Source organism: Sphingomonas faeni, assembly GCF_040407495.1.
Taxonomy (GTDB): domain Bacteria; phylum Pseudomonadota; class Alphaproteobacteria; order Sphingomonadales; family Sphingomonadaceae; genus Sphingomonas; species Sphingomonas faeni_D.
On record NZ_JAPZPP010000003.1, the window covers coordinates 604,801 to 626,958 of the forward strand.

At 66.1% G+C, this 22,158-nt stretch carries 18 protein-coding genes; 15 read left to right on the forward strand and 3 right to left on the reverse strand.

Translation table 11 applies throughout. From position 1 onward, the window contains the following. Positions 1 to 8: 8 nt before the first annotated feature. The gene (locus tag O6W96_RS12780) at positions 9 to 527 is read left to right on the forward strand and encodes a transcriptional regulator (protein WP_353469898.1); all 519 of its coding nucleotides are present in this window, start codon (positions 9 to 11) and stop codon (positions 525 to 527) included. A 262-nt stretch (positions 528 to 789) separates the two neighbouring features. Here the strand turns inward: O6W96_RS12780 and O6W96_RS12785 are convergent, their stop codons facing one another. The 3 genes from O6W96_RS12785 to O6W96_RS12795 are packed head-to-tail and all read right to left on the reverse strand — an operon-like array spanning position 790 to position 6,911. After that, positions 790 to 2,391 carry an efflux transporter outer membrane subunit gene (locus O6W96_RS12785; RefSeq protein WP_353469899.1) on the reverse strand — a complete coding sequence of 534 codons (1,602 nt, stop codon included), beginning with the start codon at positions 2,389 to 2,391 and terminating at the stop codon, positions 790 to 792. Continuing rightward, a complete protein-coding gene (locus O6W96_RS12790; RefSeq protein WP_353469900.1) occupies positions 2,388 to 5,681 on the reverse strand; it encodes a multidrug efflux RND transporter permease subunit in 3,294 nt (1,097 codons plus the stop codon). Before O6W96_RS12790 ends, O6W96_RS12785 begins: the two co-directional genes overlap by 4 nt. 6 nt (positions 5,682 to 5,687) lie before the next feature. After that, the gene (locus O6W96_RS12795) at positions 5,688 to 6,911 is read right to left on the reverse strand and encodes an efflux RND transporter periplasmic adaptor subunit (protein WP_435372220.1); all 1,224 of its coding nucleotides are present in this window, start codon (positions 6,909 to 6,911) and stop codon (positions 5,688 to 5,690) included. Positions 6,912 to 7,406: 495 nt separating this feature from the next. On the opposite strand from O6W96_RS12795, the gene rpiA reads away from it, so the two are divergent. From rpiA to O6W96_RS12865, 14 genes are all read left to right on the forward strand, one after another. Then, entirely contained in the window at positions 7,407 to 8,087 is a 681-nt protein-coding gene (rpiA, locus tag O6W96_RS12800) for a ribose-5-phosphate isomerase RpiA (RefSeq protein WP_353469902.1), read from the forward strand. A gap of 69 nt (positions 8,088 to 8,156) precedes the next feature. After that, on the forward strand, positions 8,157 to 10,247 hold the full coding sequence (gene tkt, locus O6W96_RS12805; RefSeq protein ID WP_353469903.1) for a transketolase: 2,091 nt from the start codon (positions 8,157 to 8,159) through the stop codon (positions 10,245 to 10,247). Continuing rightward, positions 10,247 to 11,371, forward strand: a complete 1,125-nt coding sequence (tal, locus tag O6W96_RS12810; protein WP_056484631.1) for a transaldolase — start codon at positions 10,247 to 10,249, stop codon at positions 11,369 to 11,371. The genes tkt and tal overlap by 1 nt, the downstream gene beginning before the upstream one ends. Positions 11,372 to 11,498: 127 nt before the next feature. Beyond that, positions 11,499 to 12,482 carry a phosphogluconate dehydrogenase (NAD(+)-dependent, decarboxylating) gene (gene gnd / locus O6W96_RS12815; protein WP_353469904.1) on the forward strand — a complete coding sequence of 328 codons (984 nt, stop codon included), beginning with the start codon at positions 11,499 to 11,501 and terminating at the stop codon, positions 12,480 to 12,482. Further along, positions 12,479 to 13,291 carry a Cof-type HAD-IIB family hydrolase gene (locus O6W96_RS12820; RefSeq protein ID WP_353469905.1) on the forward strand — a complete coding sequence of 271 codons (813 nt, stop codon included), beginning with the start codon at positions 12,479 to 12,481 and terminating at the stop codon, positions 13,289 to 13,291. The genes gnd and O6W96_RS12820 overlap by 4 nt, the downstream gene beginning before the upstream one ends. After that, complete coding sequence (locus O6W96_RS12825) at positions 13,288 to 14,031, forward strand: HAD-IIB family hydrolase (protein ID WP_353469906.1); 744 nt, start codon at positions 13,288 to 13,290, stop codon at positions 14,029 to 14,031. Before O6W96_RS12820 ends, O6W96_RS12825 begins: the two co-directional genes overlap by 4 nt. Before the next feature lie 4 nt (positions 14,032 to 14,035). After that, on the forward strand, positions 14,036 to 14,503 hold the full coding sequence (locus O6W96_RS12830; RefSeq protein ID WP_353469907.1) for a GreA/GreB family elongation factor: 468 nt from the start codon (positions 14,036 to 14,038) through the stop codon (positions 14,501 to 14,503). Continuing rightward, a complete protein-coding gene (locus O6W96_RS12835) occupies positions 14,503 to 14,685 on the forward strand; it encodes a hypothetical protein (protein ID WP_055881387.1) in 183 nt (60 codons plus the stop codon). Before O6W96_RS12830 ends, O6W96_RS12835 begins: the two co-directional genes overlap by 1 nt. 529 nt (positions 14,686 to 15,214) lie before the next feature. After that, positions 15,215 to 16,387 carry an NAD(P)/FAD-dependent oxidoreductase gene (locus tag O6W96_RS12840; protein ID WP_353469908.1) on the forward strand — a complete coding sequence of 391 codons (1,173 nt, stop codon included), beginning with the start codon at positions 15,215 to 15,217 and terminating at the stop codon, positions 16,385 to 16,387. A gap of 56 nt (positions 16,388 to 16,443) precedes the next feature. Next, the gene (locus O6W96_RS12845) at positions 16,444 to 18,207 is read left to right on the forward strand and encodes a DEAD/DEAH box helicase (RefSeq protein ID WP_353469909.1); all 1,764 of its coding nucleotides are present in this window, start codon (positions 16,444 to 16,446) and stop codon (positions 18,205 to 18,207) included. A 165-nt stretch (positions 18,208 to 18,372) separates the two neighbouring features. Then, a complete protein-coding gene (locus tag O6W96_RS12850; protein WP_353469910.1) occupies positions 18,373 to 18,843 on the forward strand; it encodes a YaiI/YqxD family protein in 471 nt (156 codons plus the stop codon). A gap of 235 nt (positions 18,844 to 19,078) precedes the next feature. Beyond that, the gene (locus tag O6W96_RS12855) at positions 19,079 to 20,377 is read left to right on the forward strand and encodes an Hsp70 family protein (protein WP_056065504.1); all 1,299 of its coding nucleotides are present in this window, start codon (positions 19,079 to 19,081) and stop codon (positions 20,375 to 20,377) included. Next, complete coding sequence (locus O6W96_RS12860) at positions 20,374 to 21,036, forward strand: spermidine synthase (protein WP_353469911.1); 663 nt, start codon at positions 20,374 to 20,376, stop codon at positions 21,034 to 21,036. The genes O6W96_RS12855 and O6W96_RS12860 overlap by 4 nt, the downstream gene beginning before the upstream one ends. Beyond that, a complete protein-coding gene (locus O6W96_RS12865) occupies positions 21,033 to 22,091 on the forward strand; it encodes an AbrB family transcriptional regulator (protein WP_353469912.1) in 1,059 nt (352 codons plus the stop codon). Before O6W96_RS12860 ends, O6W96_RS12865 begins: the two co-directional genes overlap by 4 nt. Positions 22,092 to 22,158: the final 67 nt, after the last annotated feature.

The following is a 22,158-nucleotide window of genomic DNA, read 5'->3' on the forward strand; positions in this document are numbered from 1 at the left end:
GAGGTGGCGTGGTGTTCGAGGATGGGTCGTCGGAGAGCCATCTGATCAAGCCTGCGCCGGAGTGGACCGACTGGGATCGGGCGGCGCAGGCTATCCATGGGATCGAGCGACGGGTGTTGGAGGAGACTGGCGAGGATCATGACATCGTGGCGGCGCGAATGGTGGAGGCATTGGCGGGGCATGACCTGCTGGCGAGCGCGCCGTCGTGGGATGGGAAGTGGCTGAGCACGCTGTTGCGGGCGGGCGGCAAGCCGCGGCGGGTGTTGCGGTTGCGCGATAGCGACGAGGCGCAGCTGGAGGCGGCGCGGGCGTGCCTTACGGGTGTCGAGCCGGCGGCGGCGCGTGAGGCTCTGGCGCGCGAAGTGGTCGGTGCGGTGTCACAGCGGCGGAACGGGCGGGTGCCGGATCACCGGGCGCTGGCCGATGCTATTGAGGAGCGAGAGCAGTGGCTGGAGGTGCAGGCTGAGGCCTCGCGGCGGGCGGCGTTGTGGGCTTACACTACCGTGGAATCCGCGCGTCCGGACTAAACTGTTTCCCCGCGAAGGCGGGGACCCAGACTGGGCTCCCGCCTTCGCGGGAGAACAAGGAGGGGGTTGCCACGATTATCAGGACCATTACGCCACCCCGGCGAAGGCCGGGGCCCAGCTGGGGGACGTTGCTAACGCAGCGCGGTCCGTCGTTACTGCGACCTTTCCAACTGGGCCCCGGCATCCGCCGGGGTGGTGGCGATTGGTCGACAGCAACGGGCCCCGGTGTGCGCCGACACCTCAACGCGATACCCTGGTGGGCTCAGTCCGTTTCCGCTCGCGGTGCGCCACTCATCGTTACCGGTTGCGGTCCGCCCGCCGTCGCTTCCAGCGTCGAGTCCCCGCCCAGCACCCGGTAAAGCGTCACGCGGTTGCTCGCGCCGACGAGCTGCGTCGCGACGAGGTTGCGTTGCGCGGTGTAGAGCGAGCGTTGCGCGTCGAGCGAGTTGAGGAAGGTGTCGATCCCGCCGCGATAGCGCGCGTCGGACAGGCGATACGTGTCCAGCGCCGCTTCGGAGAAGTTCTGGTTCGCCTTCAGCTGGTCGGCGATAGTCCCCTGACGCGCAAGTGCGTCGGCGGTTTCCTGGAACGCGGTCTGGATCGTCTTCTCGTAGGTGGCGAGCGCGGCGTCGCGTTGCGCCTTCGAATAGGCGACGCCGGCGATCCCGGCACCGGCGCGGAAGATCGGGTAGCTGACCGAGGGCGCGACCGAATAGTTGAACGCGCCGCCGCTGAACAGCGAGGTCAGCGACGTGCTCGCAAAGCCGAGGATGCCGGTCAGCGAGATCTTCGGGAACAGTTCCGCACGCGCTGCGCCGATCTCGGCGTTAGTCGCACGGAGCTGGTATTCGGACTCGACGACGTCGGGACGGCGCAGGAGGATGCTGCTGTCGAGCCCTGCCGGCAGCGTGGCAACGGTCGGCAGCGCCTGCTCGATCGACGCGGGCAGCAGGCTGGCGTCGACCGGCGCGCCGACCAGCAGTTGCAGCGCGTTGACGTCCTGCGCGAGCGCGGTGCGCTGTTGTGCGAGGTCGGACTGCGCGGTGAACAGGATCTGCTGCGCCTGGCGGAGATCGGTGCGCGGGGCGACGCCGCCGCGCAGCCGCGCGTTGGTCAGCGTGACGCTGCGCTGCGAACTCGTCACCGTGTCCTGCGCGATCTTGAGCAGGCTTTGGTCCGACGCGTAGGTGAGCCACGCATCGGCGATGTCGCCGACCAGCGTCAGGCGGGTGGCGCGCGCGGCGGCTTCGGTCGCGAAATAGCGATCGAGCGCGGCGCTGGTGAGCGAGCGGATGCGGCCGAACAGGTCGAGCTCGAATGCGGTGGTGCCGAGGTCGACCGAGAAGGCGCTGTTCGAGCTCGACGAGCTGACCACCGATCCAGTGCCGGTGCCGGTGCCGGTCCCACCTGTACCGGTGCCGGTGCCGGTGCCCGTGTTGCCGGTGCCCGTTCCGGTCCCGGTCCCGGTCCCTCCCGTTCCCGTACCGCCCGTTCCGCTCGTAACGGTGTTGCGCGTGCCGTTGCCGCCGCCCGAATAGGTGTAGCGGCCGCTCGCATCGACCTGCGGCAACAGGTCGGCGCGCTGGATGCGGTATTGCGCGCGGGTCGAGGCGATGTTGGCGGCGGCGACGCGGAGATCGCGGTTGTTGGCGAGCGCCTGGACGATGATCTGCTGGAGCCGCGGGTCCTTGAAGACGTCGCGGTAGGTGATCGCGGGCAGCGTCGCCTCGGACTGGCGCAGATATGCGTCGCCAACCGGAAGCGACGGCGGGACGGGGAGTTCGGTCCGCGCGTATTTCGGCGCGAGCGAGCAGCCGGCGAGCGCGGTTGAGGCGGCGAGGATAAGGACTAGCGAGCGCATCATGCGGGCTCCGGCCGGTGAGGGCCCTGTGGTTCGGGTGGTCCGAGCGGTTCGTTGCGATCGCCATCAGATCCATGGCCGTCATGGTCGTGGTCGTCATGGCCCTGGAAGCCGGTCGGCTTGCCACGCAGCTTGGCGATGCCGTCCCGCGCGCCGCGGCGGACGAGGACGAAGAACAGCGGGATGTAGAAGATGGCTAGGATCGTCGCGGTCAGCATGCCGCCGACCACTGCCGTCCCGATCGCGATGCGGCTGTTCGCACCGGCTCCGGTCGAGAGCGCTAGCGGCAGCACGCCGAGGATGAACGCGAACGAGGTCATCAGGATCGGGCGCAACCGGATCTTCGCGGCCGACAACGCCGCCTCGATGACGCGCTTGCCCTTCTTTTCCTCCTGCTCGGCGAATTCGATCATCAGGATCGCGTTCTTCGCGGCCAGGCCCATCGTCGTCAGCAGACCGATCTGGAGATACACGTCGTTGATCAGCCCACGCAGCGTCACCGCGAGGATAGCGCCGACGAGGCCCAATGGGATCACGAGCAGCACAGCGATCGGGATCGACCAGCTCTCGTACAGCGCGGCGAGGCACAGGAACACGACCAGCAGCGACAGCCCGTAGAGGATCGGCGCCTGACCCGAGGACAGGCGTTCCTGATACGACAGGCCGGACCATGCGACCGACGTGCCGGGAATCTGACCGGCGAGCTGCGCGATCTTCTCCATTGCGTCGCCCGAGCTGACGCCGGGCGCGCCCGACCCCTGGATCTCGTACGAGGCGATGCCGTTGAACCGCGACAGCGTCGTCGGTGCCTGGCCCCAGCTGGTCTTCGCGAACGACGAGAAAGGCGCCATCTGGCCGTTCGATCCGCGGACGAACCACTGGCTGAGGTCCGACGGCTGCGCACGGAACTGCGCGTCACCCTGGACATAGACGCGCTTGACGCGGCCACGGTCGATGAAGTCGTTGACGTACTGGCCACCCCAGGCGGTCGACAGCGTCGAGTTCACATTCGCCTGCGTGAGGCCGAGCGTGGAAAGCTTCTGCTGGTCGGCGTCGACGCGCAAGGTGGCGACGTCTGGCAGTTCGGTGAGGCGGATCGCGGTCAGCGACGAGTCGGCGCGGGCGAGCGCGAGCAGCTTGTCGCGCGCGGCGTTGAACTCGACCTGGCTGAGCCCGCCGGCGTTCTGCAACTCCATCGTGAAGCCGTTCGACGAACCAAGACCGCGCACGGCTGGTGGTACCAGCGAATAGACCTGTGCGTCGCGGAAGCCGGCGAACGCCTTCGACGCGCGACCGGTGATCGCCTCCGCGGTGTTTTCCTTGCCCTTGCGATCATCCCACGGCGCGAACGCGATGAAGCCTTGCCCCGTGTTCTGGCCGCTCGCGCCACCGCCGCCGCCACCGCTGACGGTGAACATCGTCCGGACGTTGGCCTTCTCGTTGGTGTAGTAATATTGCTCGATCTGCTTCTGCAGCGCGAAGGTGCGGCCTTGCGTGGCGCCCGCGGGCAGCTGGAACTGGACGATGCCCGAGCCTTGGTCCTCGGTCGGCAGGAAGCCCGTCGGCAGCCGCAGGAACAGCACCGCGAGCACCGCGACGATCACCGCGTAGATGAGGAGGAACAGCCATTTGCGATCGATCACGGACTGAACCGCACCGGTGTATTTCTGCGTGCCCTTCTCGAAGGTCGAATTGAACTTGTCGCCTGCGCGGGTGAAGACATGCGCGACCTTGGGGAATTTACGTTCGCCCCAGCTCTTCTCGGTGTTGCCGTCCGCGTCCTTCTTCTTCTGCTTGAGCAGCGTTGCGGTGAGGGCGGGCGAGAGGATCAGCGCGACTAGCACCGACAGGACCATCGCCGAGACCATCGTCAGCGAGAACTGGCGGTAGATCACGCCGGTCGAGCCGCCGAAGAACGCCATCGGCAGGAACACCGCCGACAGCACCAGCGCGATCGCGACCAGCGCGACGGTGATCTCGTTCATCGACTCGATCGTCGCCTCCCGAGGCGTCATCTCGGGATTTTCCTCCATCAGTCGCTCGACGTTCTCGACCACGACGATCGCGTCGTCGACCAGCAGGCCGATCGCGAGCACGAGCCCGAACAGCGTCAACGTGTTGATCGAGAAGCCCGCGAGATAGAACACGCCGAACGTGCCGAGCAGCACGACGGGCACGGCGATGGTCGGGATCAGCGTCGCGCGCCAGCTTTGCAGGAACACGAACATGACGATGACGACGAGGATGACCGCCTCGATCAGCGTCTTCACGACCTCGTCGATCGACAGCTTGATGAAGTCCGTCGTGTCGTTGGCGTAGGCGAACTTCAGGCCAGGCGGGAAGCTCTTGGCGGACTTAGCGACGAACGCCTTGACCAGTTCGGCGGTCTTGAGCGCGTCGGCGCCCGGCGCGAGCAGCACCGCGATACCGGCGCCGGGATGCGCGTTGACGCGGCTGCGCGCGTTGTAGTTCTCCGCACCTAGCTCGATCCGGGCGACGTCGCGCAGCTTGACCACGGCGCTGTCGTTGGTGGTCTTCAGGATGATGTTGGCGAACTGCTCGGGCGTCTGGAGGCGCGACTGTGCGGTGACGGTCGCGTTGAGCATCTGCGTGTCGGGCTGGGGTTGCCCGCCGAGCTCGCCGGCGGCGACTTCGGTGTTCTGCGCCTGGATCGCGGTCGTCACGTCGCTCGGGATCAGTTGGTAGCTCGCGAGCTTGTTGGGGTTCAGCCAGATCCGCATCGCGTATTGCGCGCCGAACACGTTGCTGTCACCGATGCCGGGAATACGGCCGAGCGGGTCCTGCAGGTTCGAGACGAGATAGTCCGAGACGTCCTGGTTGGTCAGCTTGTCGGTCTCGTCGTAAACGCCGACGATCAGGAGGTTGTCCGGGTTCGATTTGCGCACCACGAGGCCCTGTTGCTGGACCTGTTGCGGCAGGCGGGACAGCGTCTGTTGGACCTGGTTCTGGACCTGGACCTGCGCGATGTCGGGATCGGTGCCCTTCTCGAACGTCACCGTGATGTTCACCGAGCCGCGCGACGACGAGGACGAGCTGAAATAGATCAGCCCGTCGATACCCGTCAGCGATTGCTCGACGACCTGCGTGACACTGTTCTGGATCGTCTGAGCGTTCGCACCAGGGAAGGACGCGCGGACGGTCACCTGCGGCGGCGCGACGTCGGGGTACTGCGCGATCGGCAGGCTCATGATCGCGCCGATGCCGCCAAGCATCACGATGATCGCGAGCACCCAGGCGAAGATCGGGCGATCGATGAAGACACGGGATAACATAAGGGCTTAGCCGGCCTTTTTCTGGCTGGACTGGCCCCCTGAGGAGTCGTCCTTGGGCGCTTCGATCTTCTGCGCGGTGTTTTCCGGCACCGGCTTCACGCCCTGGTTCGGGGCGATCTTCGACAGGCCCTGCGTGATGATCCTGTCGCCTGGGTTGAGCCCGCTCGTCACAACCCAGAACGCGCCTTGCGTGCGGTCCGCCTTGATCTTCTTCTGCACCGCATTGTTGTTCGCATCGACCACATAGACCGTCGCATTGCCCTTCGCGTCGCGCGACACCCCCGCCTGCGGCACGAGGAACGCGCGCTGGTTGATCGCCTGCGCGAACTTCGCCTGGACGAACATGCCGGGGAGCAGCAGGCCCTGCGGATTGGGGAAGCGGGCGCGCAACGTCACGGTGCCGGTCTCGGTATTGACCAGCGCTTCGGCGAACTCGACGGAGCCGGTCGCGCCATATTCGCTGCCGTCCTCGAGCGTGAGGCGGACTTCGGCGCGGGTCGCGACGATGCCGTTCTGGCCGAGCGAACGGCGCAGCGCGAGCAGGTCGCCGGAGGATTGCTGGATATCAACGAACATCGGATCGAGTCGCTGGATCTGTGCGAGCGGATCGGTCTGCGTCGCGGAGACGAGCGCGCCGACGGTGAACAGCGAGCGGCCGATGCGGCCGGTGATCGGCGCGGGGACCGTCGTGAACTTGAGGTTGATCTGCGCGGTCTCGAGCGCGGCTCGGGTCTGCGCGACCGAGGCAGTGGCCTGGCGCGAGGTCGCGACCGCGTTGGTGTAGTCCTGCTTGCTGATCGCCTCCATCTCGGCGAGCGGCTTGTACCGCTGCGCGAGGATGGTCTGCGCCTGCTGGTTGGCGCGCGCGCTCTGGAGGTTGGCCTGCGCCTCGTTGGCGGCGGCGCGATAGAGGCGGGGGTCGATCTCGTAGAGCGGCTGGCCCTTCTTGACGAGCGTGCCCTCGGTGAAGAACCGCCGGCGGATGATGCCGGTGACCTGGGGGCGGACGTCCGAGCTTTCGAACGCGGTGGTGCGGCCGCTGAGTTCGGTGGTCATCGCGACGCTGGTCGGCTGGACGACGACATAGCCGACGGTTGGCGTGCCCTGGCCGGGCTGACTGCCACGGCCTGCCTTGCCCTGAGCCTTGTCGCCGCCGCCGGAGCAGGCGGCGAGCGCCAGTGCGGGCACCAGCAGGATGGCGCACTGCCGCGCAGAAAATCGTGTGGCTATCAAGTTTGGTATCCGCTCGCGATCGGTGGTGGCAGCTGTTGGTCGGCCTAAACCACGAGGATGTACCAGAAGTATGTCAGTTGAAAAGCGCGGGTGAGAAATAGGGAAGAAAGAGTAACCTGTTTTGCTGCTGGGGGATGTTTCTGCCTTCGCCGCGCTTCGATGCCGAAGAGATTGTTTCCCCGCGAAGGCCGGGATCCAGACTGGGCTCCCGCCTTCGCGGGAGAACAAGGAAGGGTGCGCTCCCGCAACCACACGGACTACCATGCAGCCACCGCACGTGACCTGAGCCACGGTGCCACCCCGGCGGAGGCCGGGGCCCAATTGGAGAGGTCGTGGTAACGAGGGACTGCGCTTCGTTAGCAACGTTCCCCAACTGGGCCCCGGCCTTCGCCGGGGTGGTGCTTTGTGTGGGAGTCCTCCAAACCAAATTGTCGCGAGGGCGTTGAGCAGTGGTTGCCGGAACGAGCCCGGCATGACGGATGGGGTGGGCTGATGGCTTCGATCGATGATGACAAGAAGGCGGCTGCCGTTGCGGCTGTGGCCGAGGTGCGGGATGGGATGCTGGTCGGACTCGGGACCGGATCTACCGCCGCGTTTGCGATCCAGGCGCTCGGCGACCGGGTCGCTCAAGGCCTGCAAATCCGCGCGGTCGTCACCTCCGAAGCTTCAGGCAAACTCGCCCGCGAACTCGGCATCGAGATCCTCGACTTCGCCGCCATCGCCCAGGTCGACCTCACGATCGACGGCGCGGACGAGATCGACGCCCGCTGTTTCGCCATCAAGGGCGCAGGGGGCGCGATGTTGCGGGAGAAGATCGTCGCCGCAAGCTCGGCACGGATGGTCGTGATCGCCGACGGCTCCAAGCGCGTCGACCGGATCGGTGCGGCCAAGCTGCCGGTCGAGGTGCTGCCCTTCGCCAGCGCCTACGTCATGCGCGCCCTCACCGATATCGGCGCTGCGCCCGTCATCCGCGACAACTACCGGACGGACCAAGGCAATCTCGTCGTCGACTGCCACTTCACGACCCTCGAAGACCCCCGCGGCGCCGCCGCCACGCTTGCCGCGATCCCCGGTATTCTCGGCCACGGGCTGTTCCTCGACGAGGTCGATGCCGCGTATATTGCAACGAACGGCGTCGTTACGCGACTGGAACGGACGGGTGCATCCGACTAAAGGCATCCTATGTTGGCAACCAGATCGGATGCGCGGCGTTCGGTCACCGTCTAGAGCGAGGCTTCTTCCATGACCGATACCGCAACCGCCGCCCCCAAGGCGGACCCCATGCTGCACGAGGACGGTTCGCCCGAACGCCTCGCGATCGATACCATCCGCACGCTGTCGATGGACGCGGTGCAGAAGGCCAATTCGGGCCATCCCGGCACCCCCATGGCGCTTGCGCCGGTCGGCTACACGCTCTGGTCGAAGTTCCTGCGCTACGATCCCAAGCACGCCGATTGGCCCAATCGCGACCGCTTCGTGCTGTCGGTCGGCCATGCGTCGATGCTGCTCTATTCGCTGATCCACCTCGCCAAGATCGAAGAGATCGATGCGGACGGCAACAAGACCGGCAAGGAAGCCGTCAGCCTCGAAGACATTGAGCAGTTCCGCCAGCTGTCGTCGAAAACCCCCGGTCATCCCGAATACCGTCACACCACCGGCGTCGAGACCACGACGGGTCCGCTCGGCCAGGGTTGCGGCAACTCGGTCGGCATGGCGATCGCCGAACGCTGGCTTGCGGCGCGCTACAACAAGGATGGCTTCACGCTGTTCGACCATGACGTCTACACGATCTGTGGCGACGGCGACATGATGGAGGGCGTCTCGGCCGAGGCCGCGAGCCTTGCCGGCCACCTCAAGCTCAGCAACCTGTGCTGGATCTACGACAGCAACCACATCTCGATCGAGGGCGCGACCGATCTCGCGTTCGACGAGGATGTCGGCCTGCGCTTCGACGCCTATGGCTGGAACGTCATCCACATCGACGACGCGAACGACACCGCCGCGCTGAGCCGCGCGATCGAGACGTTCAAGGCGACCACCGACAAGCCGACCTTCATCGTCGTGCATTCGGTGATCGGTTACGGCAGCCCCAAGGCGGGCAGCGAGAAGGCGCACGGCGAGCCGCTTGGCGAAGAGAATATCCGCCTCACCAAGCAGGCCTATGGCTGGCCCGAGGACAAGTCGTTCTACGTGCCGGACGGCGTGATCGAGCATTTCAACGGTGCGATCGCGGAGCGTGGCGCCAAGCTGCGTGACGAGTGGGTCGCGCTGACAGACAAGTATCGCGGTGCCTATCCCGAGCTGTCCGCAGAGCTCGACCTGCTGCTCAAGGACGAGCTGCCCGAGGGCTGGGATGCCGACATCCCGACCTTCGAGGCGGATGCCAAGGGCGTCGCCAGCCGTGACTCGGGCGGCAAGGTACTCAACGCGATCGCGGCGAAGGTGCCGTGGCTGATCGGTGGTTCGGCCGATCTCGCGCCGTCGACCAAGACCGACATCAAGGGCCAGCCCTCGTTCGAGGCGGAGAATTACGCCGGCCGGAACTTCCACTTCGGCATCCGCGAACACGGCATGGGCGCGATCGTCAACGGCATGGCGCTGTCGCATCTGCGTTCGTACGGCTCCACCTTCCTGGTGTTCGCGGATTACATGCGCGCGCCGGTGCGCCTGTCCGCGATCATGGAGGTCGGCGCGATCTGGGTGTTCACGCACGACTCGATCGGTGTCGGCGAGGACGGCCCGACGCACCAGCCGATCGAGCATCTCGCCACGCTGCGTGCGATCCCCGGACTCGACACGATCCGTCCGAGCGACGCGAACGAAGTCGTCGCGGCGTGGAAGGCGGTCCTCAAGGACGCCAGCACGCCGGCCGCGCTGATCATGTCGCGCCAGGCTCTGCCGACGCTCGACCGGACCAAGTATGCGAGCGCTGATGGGCTCGAAAAGGGCGGCTACGTCCTCGCGGATAGCGACGGCACGCCCGACGTGATCCTGATCGCGACCGGCAGCGAAGTATCGCTGGTGGTCGAGGCGCACGAGAAGCTGACGGCGGACGGCGTGAAGAGCCGGGTCGTGTCGATGCCGAGCTGGTATCGCTACGAACTGCAGGACGCAGCGTACAAGGAAAGCGTGCTGCCACGCGAAGTGCGCGCGCGCGTTGCGGTCGAGATGGCTGGGTCGATCGGTTGGGACCGCTATGTCGGCCTTGACGGCGCGACCGTGACGATGTCGACCTTCGGGGCTTCGGCACCGCTCGCCAAGCTGCAGGACAAGTTCGGGTTCACCGTCGACAATGTCGTCAAGGTCGCCCGCCAAGTGATGGAGACCAAGTGATGGGTGCGCTCAACGATCTTGAAGGTTTCGGCCAGGCGGTATGGCTCGATTTCGTCGACCGGAAGTTCCTGGAGGCCGGTGGCCTCCAGAAGCTGGTCGATGAGGATGGCCTGACCGGCGTCACGTCGAACCCGTCGATCTTCGAAAAGGCGATGGGTCACGGCGATGCCTATGACTCGACGCTGGCCGAATACGACAAGCAGCATGCCGGCGCGGCGACGATCGACCGCTACGAGCATCTGGCGATTCAGGACATCAAGGCGGCAGCGGAGACGTTGAAGCCGGTCTATGACAAGCTCGACGCGAAGGACGGCTATGTCAGCCTGGAGGTGTCGCCGTATATCTCGGACGATACCGACGCGACGATCGCCGAGGCGAAGAAGCTGTGGGGGATGGTCGACCGGCCGAACCTGATGATCAAGATCCCAGGGACGCTTGCGGGCGGTCCGGCGATCTCGTCGACGATCGCGAGCGGGATCAACGTGAACGTCACGCTGCTGTTCGCGCTCGACGCGTATATTCGCGTCGCCGAGGCGTATGCTGCGGGTCTGGAAGAGCGCGTTAAGCAAGGCCAGCCGATCGACAAGATCGCCAGCGTGGCGAGCTTCTTCGTCAGTCGTATCGATTCGTCGATCGACAAGGAGATCGATGCACGCCTGGAGAAGGGCGACGCCGATGCCGAGGCGCTGAAGGCGGTCCGCGGCAAGGTCGCGATCGCCAACGCGAAGATGGCGTATCAATGGTATCTCGACTTCCTGAAGTCGGATCGCTGGCAGGCGCTCGCCGCTAAGGGTGCGCAGCCGCAACGTCTGCTATGGGCGTCGACTGGCGTGAAGGATCCAAGCTATCCTGACACGCTCTACATCGACACGCTGATTGGCAAGGACACGGTCAACACGATGCCGCCGAAGACAATGGACGCGTTTCGCGACCACGGCACCGCGGCGGAGACGATCACGCAGGACGTCGAGGGCGCGAAGCACACGCTCGCCGAAGCCGAGCGGCTTGGGCTCGACCTGAACGGCGTGACCGGCAAGCTGGTCGAAGAGGGCGTAGCCTCGTTCGTGAAGGCGTTCGACGACCTGCTCGGCTCGATCGCGAAGAAGCAGCCCGCGACGGCATAAACTTCTGCTCCCTCTCCCCTCAGGGGAGAGGGCTGGGGTGAGGGGCGCCGGGAGCGCTGCCCTCCCCAACTGCCCCTCACCCCCACCCTCTCCCCGGCGGGGAGAGGGGGTAAGCAAGGAATTCCCCATGAAGATCGGACTGATCGGCCTCGGCCGGATGGGCGGCAATATCGCGCGCCGGTTGATGAAGAACGGCCACGAAGTCGTCGCGTTCGACCGCGATGCCGAAGCCGTCAAGCAGCTCGCCGCCGATGGCGCGATTGGCGCGGACTCGCTCGACGACATGCGCGGCAAGCTCGCCAGCCCTGCGATCTGGTGGGTAATGCTTCCCGCCGGCGGCCCGACCGAAGACACCATTACCGCGATCGCCGAAAAGGCATCGGACGGCGATATCGTCATCGACGGCGGCAACACCTTCTACAAGGACGACGTCCGCCGCGCGAAGGCGCTCGCCGAGAAGGGCATCCATTACGTCGACGTAGGCACGTCGGGCGGCGTGTGGGGCCTTGAGCGCGGCTATTGCATGATGATCGGCGGCGACAAGGAAACGGTCGACCTGCTCGATCCGATCTTCGACACGCTGGCGCCGGGCTTGGGCGACATCGTCCGCACGCCGGGTCGCGTAGAGGACAAGGCCGATCCGCGCGCCGAGAAGGGTTACATTCATGCCGGGCCTCCGGGCGCCGGGCACTTCGTCAAGATGGTGCACAACGGCATCGAATACGGCCTGATGCAGGCCTATGCCGAGGGCTTCGACATCCTCAAGGGCAAGTCAGGCGAGCATGTCGCCGAGGACCAGCGGTTCGACATCAACCTGGTCGACGTCGCCGAAGTCTGGCGCCGGGGCAGCGTGATCTCGTCGTGGCTGCTCGACCTGTCGGCGATCGCGCTGGCGAAGGACGGCACGCTCGAGGGCTATAGCGGCAGCGTCGCGGATTCGGGCGAGGGCCAGTGGACGATCGATGCGGCGATGGAGGAGAAGGTGCCGGCCAACGTGCTGAGCGCTGCGCTCTACGCACGATACCGCAGCCGCGTTGAGCACACGTTCGGCGACAAGCTGTTGTCGGCGATGCGCTTCGGCTTTGGTGGTCACGTCGAGATGCCGCAGTGAGTTCGATCAAGCTCCTCGTTTCCGATGTCGACGGCACGCTCGTCGACAAGGAGAAGAAGGTCGCGCCTGCCACGGTCGATGCGGTCAAGCGGCTCAAGGCGGCGGGCCTCGGCTTCACGATCATCAGCGCCCGGCCGCGGTCGGGAATGATGCCGATCGCGGAATTGCTCGGCATCGACGAGCCGATGGGCGCGTTCAATGGCGGGATCGTGTTCAAGCGCGACGGCACCGTGATCGAGCATCACATGATCGACGTCGACGTCGTGCGCGGCGCGATGGAGATCGTCGGCGATGCAGCCGTGGATACGTGGTTCTTCGCGGACGACGTCTGGTATGCCAGCACCGATCAGGGCGGGCATGTCGGCAGCGAGCGCAAGGCGTCGGCGCAGGACCCGGTGATCGTCTCCGACTTTTCCGATTTGCTCGCCAAGGCCGACAAGGTGACGTTCGTCAGCGATGACGAGGATTTGTTGCGCGACCTGCATGCGAAGGTCGCGGCAAAGTTCGACCGCCAAGCGACGATCGTCCAGTCGCAGACCTATTATCTCGACATCACGCCGGTGGCCGGCAACAAGGGCAGCGGGATCGAGGAATTGGCGGACGCGTTCGGCATCTCGCTGACCGAGACCGCCGCGATCGGCGATCAGGCCAACGACATCGCGATGCTCAAGCGCGCCAAGCTGGCGATCGCGATGGGCAACGCACCGCAAGCCGTCCGTGACGTCGCGCACGAGATTACCAGCGCGAACGATGCCGACGGCGTCGCGCACGCGATCGACACGTTTATCCTTACTGGAGTTTCCGCATGAAAGAGTTGGTTGCCTTCGACCTCGACGGAACGCTGGCCGAGAGCAAGCAGCCCTTGCAGGAGCCGATGGGCGAGGCGCTGGCGAACCTGCTCGACGTCGCGCATGTCGCGGTGATCTCGGGCGGCGACTGGCCGCAGTTCGAAAAGCAGGTCGCGTCGCGGCTGCCCGAGCGGGCCGACCGCACCAAGCTGTGGCTGATGCCGACTACCGGCACCAAGCTGTACCGGTTCGATGACGAATGGCGCGTGGTGTATGCCGAGCTGTTCGAGGAGGACGAGAAGCAGAAGATCCTCAAGGCGTTCGATGAGTCGCTCGAGGCTACCGGGTTCGTGCCGGAGAAGACCTGGGGCGAGCGGATCGAGGATCGTGGCAGCCAGATCACGTTCTCGGCACTCGGCCAGGAAGCGCCGATCGATGCCAAGCACAGCTGGGATCCAGATTTCGCCAAGCGGAAAGTAATCCAGGCGGACTTGCAGAAGCGCCTGCCGGGGCTGTCGATCAACATGGGCGGCGCGACCTCGATCGACATCACGCGTGAAGGTGTCGACAAGGCTTACGGGTTGAAGAAGCTCAACGAGGCGAGCGGCATCGCGCTCGACAAGATGATGTTCATCGGCGACGCGATCTTCCCGGGCGGGAATGATTATCCGGCGGAACAGCTTGGGCTCGACGTCGTGAAGGTGAAGAACGTCGACGGCACGCTGGCGGCGATCGCCGGGATCGTCGCGTGCCTGAAGTAAGGGCATGAGCGTCGCTTTCCGTCGCGAGAGTGACGAGGAACATCTCGAGCCGAAGTTCGAACAACCGATCGCGCCGGGGCCTAATCTGGTCACTGCGCGGGGGTTGCAGTTGCTCGGCGAGCGGGTGACAGAGATCGAGGCTGCGGTTGCTGGGGAGACGGACGAGGAAGCGCGGAAGCTGCTGCTGCGCGACCTGCGCTATTGGCACACGCGCCAGACGACCGCCGAACTCGCGCCTCAGCCCGAGGAGGACGAGGTCGGGATCGGTTCGCGCGTTCGCGTTCGGATGAACGGCGCGGAACGCGTGATCGCGATCGTCGGTGGCGACGAGGCCGAGCCTGGCGAGGACCGGCTGGCGTTCTCGGCACCGTTGGCGCGTGCACTGATGGGCGCGGCGGTTGGCGAGACGGTAGCGTTCGCGGACAAGGCGGATGCGATCGAGGTTCTGTCGATCGACAAGGATGACGGCTGATGGCTGAAGCGAAATTCGAGCGGCACCGTCAGGCGTGGACGCAGGACGAGATCCAGAAGCTGCACACGCTTGCCAAGAAGGGCATGGCGCTGAAGGCGATCGCCAAGGCGCTGACTCGGAGCGAGGAGTCGGTAAAGGTTCGGGCGAAGGAAGATTCGTTGAATATCGCCAAGTTGCGGTAGGTTTTTTGCTAGAAGCCCTCTCCCCTCCGGGGAGAGGGTTGGGTGTGGGGCTGTTCCAGGCGGAGCATTGCTTGGATGCCCCTCACCCCGACCCTCTCCCCGGAGGGGAGAGGGAGCAGAAGGGGCGTTATCGTGCTTCTCCACGCCGTCGGAGGCTTCCGCGCCCCCGCATGGCGCCACTTCGAACGGCACCACCGCGAGAGACATTGCCGCGATAGGCGCCACCCCCGCCCGAATGGCACCACCCCGGCGGAGGCCGGGGCCCAGTTGGAAAGGTCGCTGTAACGAGGCGCAACTTGCGCCACTGCCGTCCCCCAACTGGGCCCCGGCCTTCGCCGGGGTGGTGCTATCTGGAATATGGGTTTCGTAAACTTACGAACGCCTCACCACCTTTGTGGCGCACCCCGAACAGGCTACAGCGGCCACCCCTTGTTCTCCCGCGAAGGCGGGAGCCCAGTCTGGGTCCCCGCCTTCGCGGGGAAACATTCTTGACTAGCGGCTCGCCCAACCAAGCCGCACGGAGCGACACTTGTCCGAATACGACGCTATCATCCTCGGCGCAGGGGCCGCCGGCCTCATGTGCGCCGCTGTCGCCGGCCAGCGCGGGCGAAAAATCCTGCTCGTCGATCACGCCGACCAGGCGGGCAAGAAGATCCTGATCTCCGGCGGCGGGCGGTGCAATTTCACCAACGTCCACACCGCCGCCGACCGCTACATCTCCGCCAACCCGCATTTCGCCAAGTCCGCACTCGGCCGCTACACCGCGCAAGACTTCCTCGCACTCGTCGAATCCTACGGCATCGCGTGGCACGAGAAGACGCTCGGCCAACTCTTCTGCGACGGCTCGGCTCGCCAGATCGTCGAGATGCTGCTCAACGAATGCGACAAGGGCCGAGTCGACCTGTCGCTAGGCCGCGCGGTCACCGGAGTCGACCACGCAGACGGCCGCTACCGCGTGTCGCTCGACGACCGCACCGTCACCGCCCCCGCGCTGGTTATCGCCACCGGAGGCCCGTCGATCCCCAAGATGGGCGCGACCGGCTTTGCCTATGACCTCGCACGCCAGTTCGGGCTGAAGGTCGTGGAGCCACGCCCCGCGCTCGTACCGCTGACGCTAGGCGGCGACGAGACGCTCTTCCGCGAACTGTCCGGAGTCGCCGCCGAGGTGGTCGCCACCGCCGGCAAGACCGCGTTCCGCGAGGCCGCACTGTTCACGCACCGCGGTCTGTCCGGCCCCGCGATCCTGCAAGTGTCGTCCTATTGGCGCAATGGCCAGCCCGTCGGGATCGATTTCCTCCCCGATCGCGAGTCCGGCTGGCTCCCCGCCGCCAAGCGTACCACGCCGCGCGCGACTCTGCGGAAACTGCTCGGCAGCACGCTTCCGGACCGACTCGCGGAGACTTTGAGCGAGCGATTGGGCATGACGAGCGAGATTTCCACGCTTACCGACCGCAAGCTTCAGGACGCCGAGCGCGCGCTAAGCCATTGGCAATTCACGCCAAACGGCTCCGAAGGCTATGCCAAGGCCGAGGTCACCGCGGGCGGAATCAGCACCGCGGAACTGTCATCGCAAACAATGCAAGCCAAACGCGTACCAATGCTGTATGCAGTCGGCGAAGCAGTCGATGTCACAGGGTGGCTCGGCGGCTACAACTTCCAATGGGCATGGGCGAGCGGGTGGGCCGCGGGTCAAGTCCTGTAGGGACCACCACGCCAGTGCCTTGCCGTTGCGTAAGCCGGCCACCAATTAGGACGTACATGCCTTTTACAAATATTCCGTCGCTTCTTTCCGAGGCGCTCGAAGCGCGTGGCTATACCGCGCTCACCCCCGTCCAGGCTCATGTGATCGAGGACAATGCGATCGGTCGCGATCTCGTCGTGTCGGCGCAGACCGGCTCGGGCAAGACCGTCGCGTTCGGCCTGGCGATGGCCGGCGAGCTGCTCGGTGATGCCGGCGAGGACGGCGTCCAGCGCCTGCCCGCACCGCACAAGCCGCTCGTGCTCTGCATCGCGCCGACTCGCGAGTTGGCACTCCAGGTCAGCCGCGAGCTGATGTGGCTCTATGCCAAGGCCGGTGCGCGGATTTCGACCTGCGTCGGCGGCATGGACGCCTCGAAGGAGCGTCGTTCGCTTGCGCACGGCGCGCATATCGTCGTCGGTACGCCGGGCCGCCTGCGCGATCACCTCGAGCGTGGCGCGCTCGACCTGTCGGCCCTCAAGGTCGCCGTGCTCGACGAGGCCGACGAGATGCTCGACATGGGCTTCCGCGAGGACCTCGAGCAGATCCTCGATGCGTCGCCCGAAGCGCGTCGCACGCTGCTGTTCTCGGCAACGATGCCGCGGCCGATCGTCGCGCTCGCCAAGCGCTACCAGAAGGACGCGCTGCGGATTTCGACCGTTGGCGAGGATCGCGGTCATGGCGACATTTCGTACCAGGCCGTCACGGTCTCGCCGTCCGAGATCGAGCATGCGGTGATCAACCTGCTGCGCTTCCACGAGGCGGAGACGGCGATGCTGTTCTGCGCGACTCGCGATAACGTGCGCCATCTGCATGCGAGCCTGGTCGAGCGTGGCTTTGCCGCCGTCGCACTGTCGGGTGAGCATTCGCAGAACGAGCGTAACGCTGCGCTTCAGGCTCTGCGCGATCGCCGTGCGCGCGTTTGCGTCGCGACCGACGTTGCCGCTCGCGGTATCGATCTGCCGACGCTGTCGCTGGTCGTGCACGTCGAGCTGCCGCGCGATGCCGAGACGCTCCAGCATCGCTCGGGTCGTACCGGTCGTGCGGGCAAGAAGGGCACCGCCGTCCTGATCGTACCGTTCCCGCGTCGCCGTCGCGTCGAGATGATGCTCCGTGGTGCGAAGATCAACGCGGAGTGGGTCAACGCCCCGACCGCGGAGGACATCCGCAAGAACGATCACGAGCGGCTGATCGGCATGCTGTTGCAGCCGGTCGAGGTCGAGGAGGAGGATCGCGCACTCGCCGTCCGCCTGATGGCCGAGAAGACGCCGGAGGATATCGCCGCGGCGCTGGTACACATGCACCGCGCGACGATGCCGCAGGCCGAAGACCTGATCGACCAGAGCAAGCAGCCGACTCAGGACGAGCGTTCGCAGGGTCCGCGCGCCGGCTTCGAGGACACCGTCTGGTTCCGGATGGACATCGGTCGTCGCCAGAACGCCGATCCGCGCTGGATCCTGCCGCTGATCTGCCGTCGCGGGCACATCACCAAGTCCGAGATCGGCGCGATCCGCATCGGTCCGAACGAGACCGCTTTCGAGATTCCCCGCGCGGTGGCGTCGCGTTTCTCGGCGGCGATTCAGCGTACGGCACAGGCTGGCGAAGAAGAGAGCGGCGTGGCGATCGAGGCGATGCAGGGCGCGCCCGAGAGCGGCGCCCGGCATGATGGCGGTGGTCGCAGCAATGCAAGCGGCCCCCGCTCGACGCTGCACCGTGCGGCCCCGCGTGGCGGTCCGGCTCCTGCGCGCAAGCCGCCGTATCGCGGCAATCGCGAGCGTAGCTGAGGACCTCGGCACGTGCTTCCCACTAGGGGAGAGCGCGTCGCCCTCAAGAACTCCGTCATCCTGACGAAAGTCAGGATCCAGAGTAACGAACGCCGTCCTGCTTGATCCTGGATCCTGACTTTCGTCAGGATGACGGGAAGAGTGGGGCGGTTTGGGATGTGTACGATGACGAACGTATCTTCCAGCGCGATCCGCATCCTCGTCGACGCCGACGCATGCCCCGTCAAAGACGAGATTTACAAGGTCGCGTGGCGCCACGAAGTCCCCGTGACGATCGTCGCGAACAGTCATTTCCGCATCCCCGTCCACCCGCTGATCTCGCGCGTCGTGGTCAGCGATGGCTTCGACGCCGCCGACGACTGGATCGCCGAACAGGCCGATGCGAAGTCGGTCGTGATCACCGCCGACATCCTGCTCGCCGATCGCTGCGTGAAGGCCGGCGCGACCGTGCTCGCCAATACCGGCAAGCCCTTCACCACCAGCTCGATCGGTGGCGCCATCGCGACGCGGGCGATCATGGCCGACCTTCGCGCGGGTGGCGACATCATCGGCGGCCCCGCGCCGTTTTCGAAAGCGGACCGGTCGAGCTTCCTCTCCGCGCTCGATGCCGCGCTGGTCCGGTTGAAGCGCCGCTAGGCCTGCCACGCAGTTTGGAGGCTTCGTCACCCCGGACCCGTTCCGGGGTCCACGGTCCCGCAAACTCAAGCGCGTCGAGTGCGCGGAACGGTGGATGCCGGAACGAGCCCGGCATGACGGGTTTGGTTCGCTCGGAGCACGATCGCATTCGCCAATTCACCCGCCAGCACACACACGGGGTTGCCATCCCGCACTCCGCGTCGGCATAGGCGCGCGTTCATTGAAGGATGACGCGATGCAGACGGACGCTGGCGGCCCCGCCCTGGGGCTTGATTTCGGCACGACCAACAGCGTCGTGGCGCTGGGGACGCGCGGCGGGACGCCCGAACTCGTGACGTTCGCCGCCCCCGCCGAGACGAGCCCGGTGTTTCGATCGGCGTTGTGCTTCTGGCAGGACGATAGCGGCAAGGGGCTCGCGTCGGATGCGGGGCCGTGGGCGATCGCCGAATATATGGAGTATCCGCTCGACAGCCGGTTCATCCAGTCGTTCAAGTCGGTCGCGGCGATGAAGACGTTCGAGCAGGCCTCGGTCTTCGACAAGCGCTATCGCTTCGAGGAAATGGGCCAGCTGTTTCTCGAGAAGCTGATTTCACATGCGGGCGGCAAGCTCGACACAAGGCCGCATCGGATCGTGGTCGGGCGGCCGGTCGAATATGCTGGCGCGCGGCCTGACGAGGCGCTCGCGCGAACGCGGTATGACGCTATGTTCAAGGGCTTCGGCGCTGAGATCCATTACGTCTACGAACCGCTCGGTGCTGCCTATAGCTATGCGACGCGACTGACCGAGCCGGCGACGATTCTGGTGGCGGATTTCGGCGGCGGTACGAGCGACTTTTCGGTCGTGCGCGTTGCCGAGCCGGGCGCGGCGCGGCGGTGTACGCCGCTGGGTCATGCAGGCGTTGGGATCGCGGGCGATCGGTTCGATTACCGCATTCTCGACCGGCTGGTGCTGCCGATGCTGGGCAAGGGCGGCGCGTACAAGTCGTTCGGCAAGGAACTGGAGATTCCGCGCGCGTATTTCGCCGATTTCGCGGACTGGTCGCGGCTAGCGCTGATGCGCAACCGCAAGACGATGACCGAGCTGGAGCGGTTGCAGAAGACTGCGGTCGATCCGGATGCGATCGGGCGGATGATCGCGGTGATCGAGAACGAGCTCGGCTATCCTCTGTACGACGCGGTCGGGTCGCTGAAGCGTGCGCTGTCGAGCGGTGAGGATGCGCATTTCCACTTCGCGGGCGCGGGGCTGGAGATCGAGGCGGACGTGACGCGGGCGCAGTTCGAGGGCTGGATCGCCGACGACGTCGTGCGGATCGAGGCGGCGGTCGACCGGGCCTTGGAAGTCGCGAACGTCGGCGGCGGAGAGATCGACCGGGTGTTCCTGACCGGCGGGTCGTCGCTGATCCCGCGCATCCGCCGGATCTTCGTCGAGCGGTTCGGCGAGGCGGCGATCATGAGCGGCGGCGAGCTGACGTCAATCGCGCACGGGCTCGCGCTGATCGGCGAACAGGACGATATCGCGGCTTGGTCGGCATGATCCCACGTGTGCTTCTCGGGACGGCGCAGGTGCCGGGTGGGGGTGAGCTTCGGCTCCTCCAGCGTGGCGCGGAGTTCTCGATCATGCTCGGTGCGAACGAGTTGATGAACAGCCGGTTGAGCGGGTCGGAAGAGGCGCTGGCGGAGCAGGCGTGCGACCGGATCGGTGGGCGGTCGGGTGTTCGGATGCTGATTGGCGGGCTTGGGATGGGGTTTACCCTCCGCGCGGCGCTGGCCCGGCTTGGCGCGGACGCGGAGGTGGTGGTTGCGGAGATCGTGCCGGCGGTGATCGAATGGGCGCGCGGGCCTATGGCGGCGCTGCACGGGGACAGCCTGACCGATCCGCGGACGCGCATTTTCGAGGGCGATGTCGCCGCGGCGATCGCGGAGGGTGATTGGGACGCGATCCTGCTCGATGTCGACAACGGTCCGGACGGGATTTCTCGGCCGGGTAACGATCGGCTTTACGGCGCGCGCGGATTGTCTCTGGCGCGAGCGGCTTTGCGGCCGGGCGGGGTGCTTGCCGTGTGGTCGTCAGCGCCGAGCAAGCCGTTCGCCACACGCCTTGCCGAAGCGGGTTTCGCGGTCGACGAAGTGATCGCGCGAGCGACGCGGAAGGGCGGCGCGCGGCACACGATCTGGTTCGCCACCAAGCCATGATCTGGCGGTGGGCCGTCTTGATCGCGCTGTCGGCGGTGATCGCCGCGCTGCTCGAAGTCGTCGGGCTGCCGGCGGGGTTGCTGCTCGGGCCAATGATCGCTGCGGTCGTGCTGGCGGTGCGCGGATGGTCGCTGACCGTGCCGACTTCGGCGTTTCGCGGGGCGCAGGCGGCGGTCGGGACGCTGATCGCGGGGTCGATCACCACGGGGATCGTCGCGACGGTGGCGGATCATTGGCCGGTGTTCCTGATGGTCAATTTCGTCACGCTCGCGGCCAGCAGCGTGCTCGGTTATCTGCTCAGCCGGTGGCAGGTGTTGCCGGGGACCGTCGCGGTGTGGGGATCGACGCCGGGTGCTGCGAGCGCGATGGTGTTGATGGCGCAGGCCTACGGTGCGGATTCCCGGCTGGTCGCGGTGATGACGTACACGCGCGTTGTGAGCGTGGCGGTGGTAGCTTCGGTGCTGGCGGCGGTGATGGTCGGTGGCGGGAGCGGGCATCATGTTGCCGCGACGTGGTTCGCGTCGGTCGATCCGGTTGCCGTGCTGCGGACGATCGCGATTGCCGGTGTTGGTGCGACCGTCGGGGTTGTGCTGAAGTTGCCCGCGGGGGCGCTGCTCGGGTCGCTGGTGGCGGGGGCGGCGCTCAACGTCACTGGCGTCGCGCAGCCGGTGTTGCCGCAGTGGTTGCTCGCAATCAGCTATGCGGTGGTCGGGTGGCGGATCGGGCTGTCGTTCACCCGCGATACGCTGCGGGTGGCGGGTAAGGCTATGCCGCGGATACTTCTGTCGGTGGCGCTGCTGATTGCGTTCTGCGGCGGGATCGCGGCGGCGTTGACGCGGTGGTGGGGGATCGATCCGGTTACCGCGTATCTGGCGACTAGCCCAGGTGGGATGGATTCGGTCGCGATCATTGCTGCGTCTAGCCCGGTCGATGTGCCGTTCGTGATGGCGCTTCAGGTGTTGCGGTTCCTGGGCGTGCTGCTGATCGGGCCACCGCTCGCGAAGTTCGTGGCGACGCGGCAGGGCGGGGTGCCGCCGCCGGTCATTCCGACTTAGCGCGATGGGGCCCATATACTGCCGTCATCCTGACGAAAGTCAGGACCCAGAGCCACGACCGCTATCC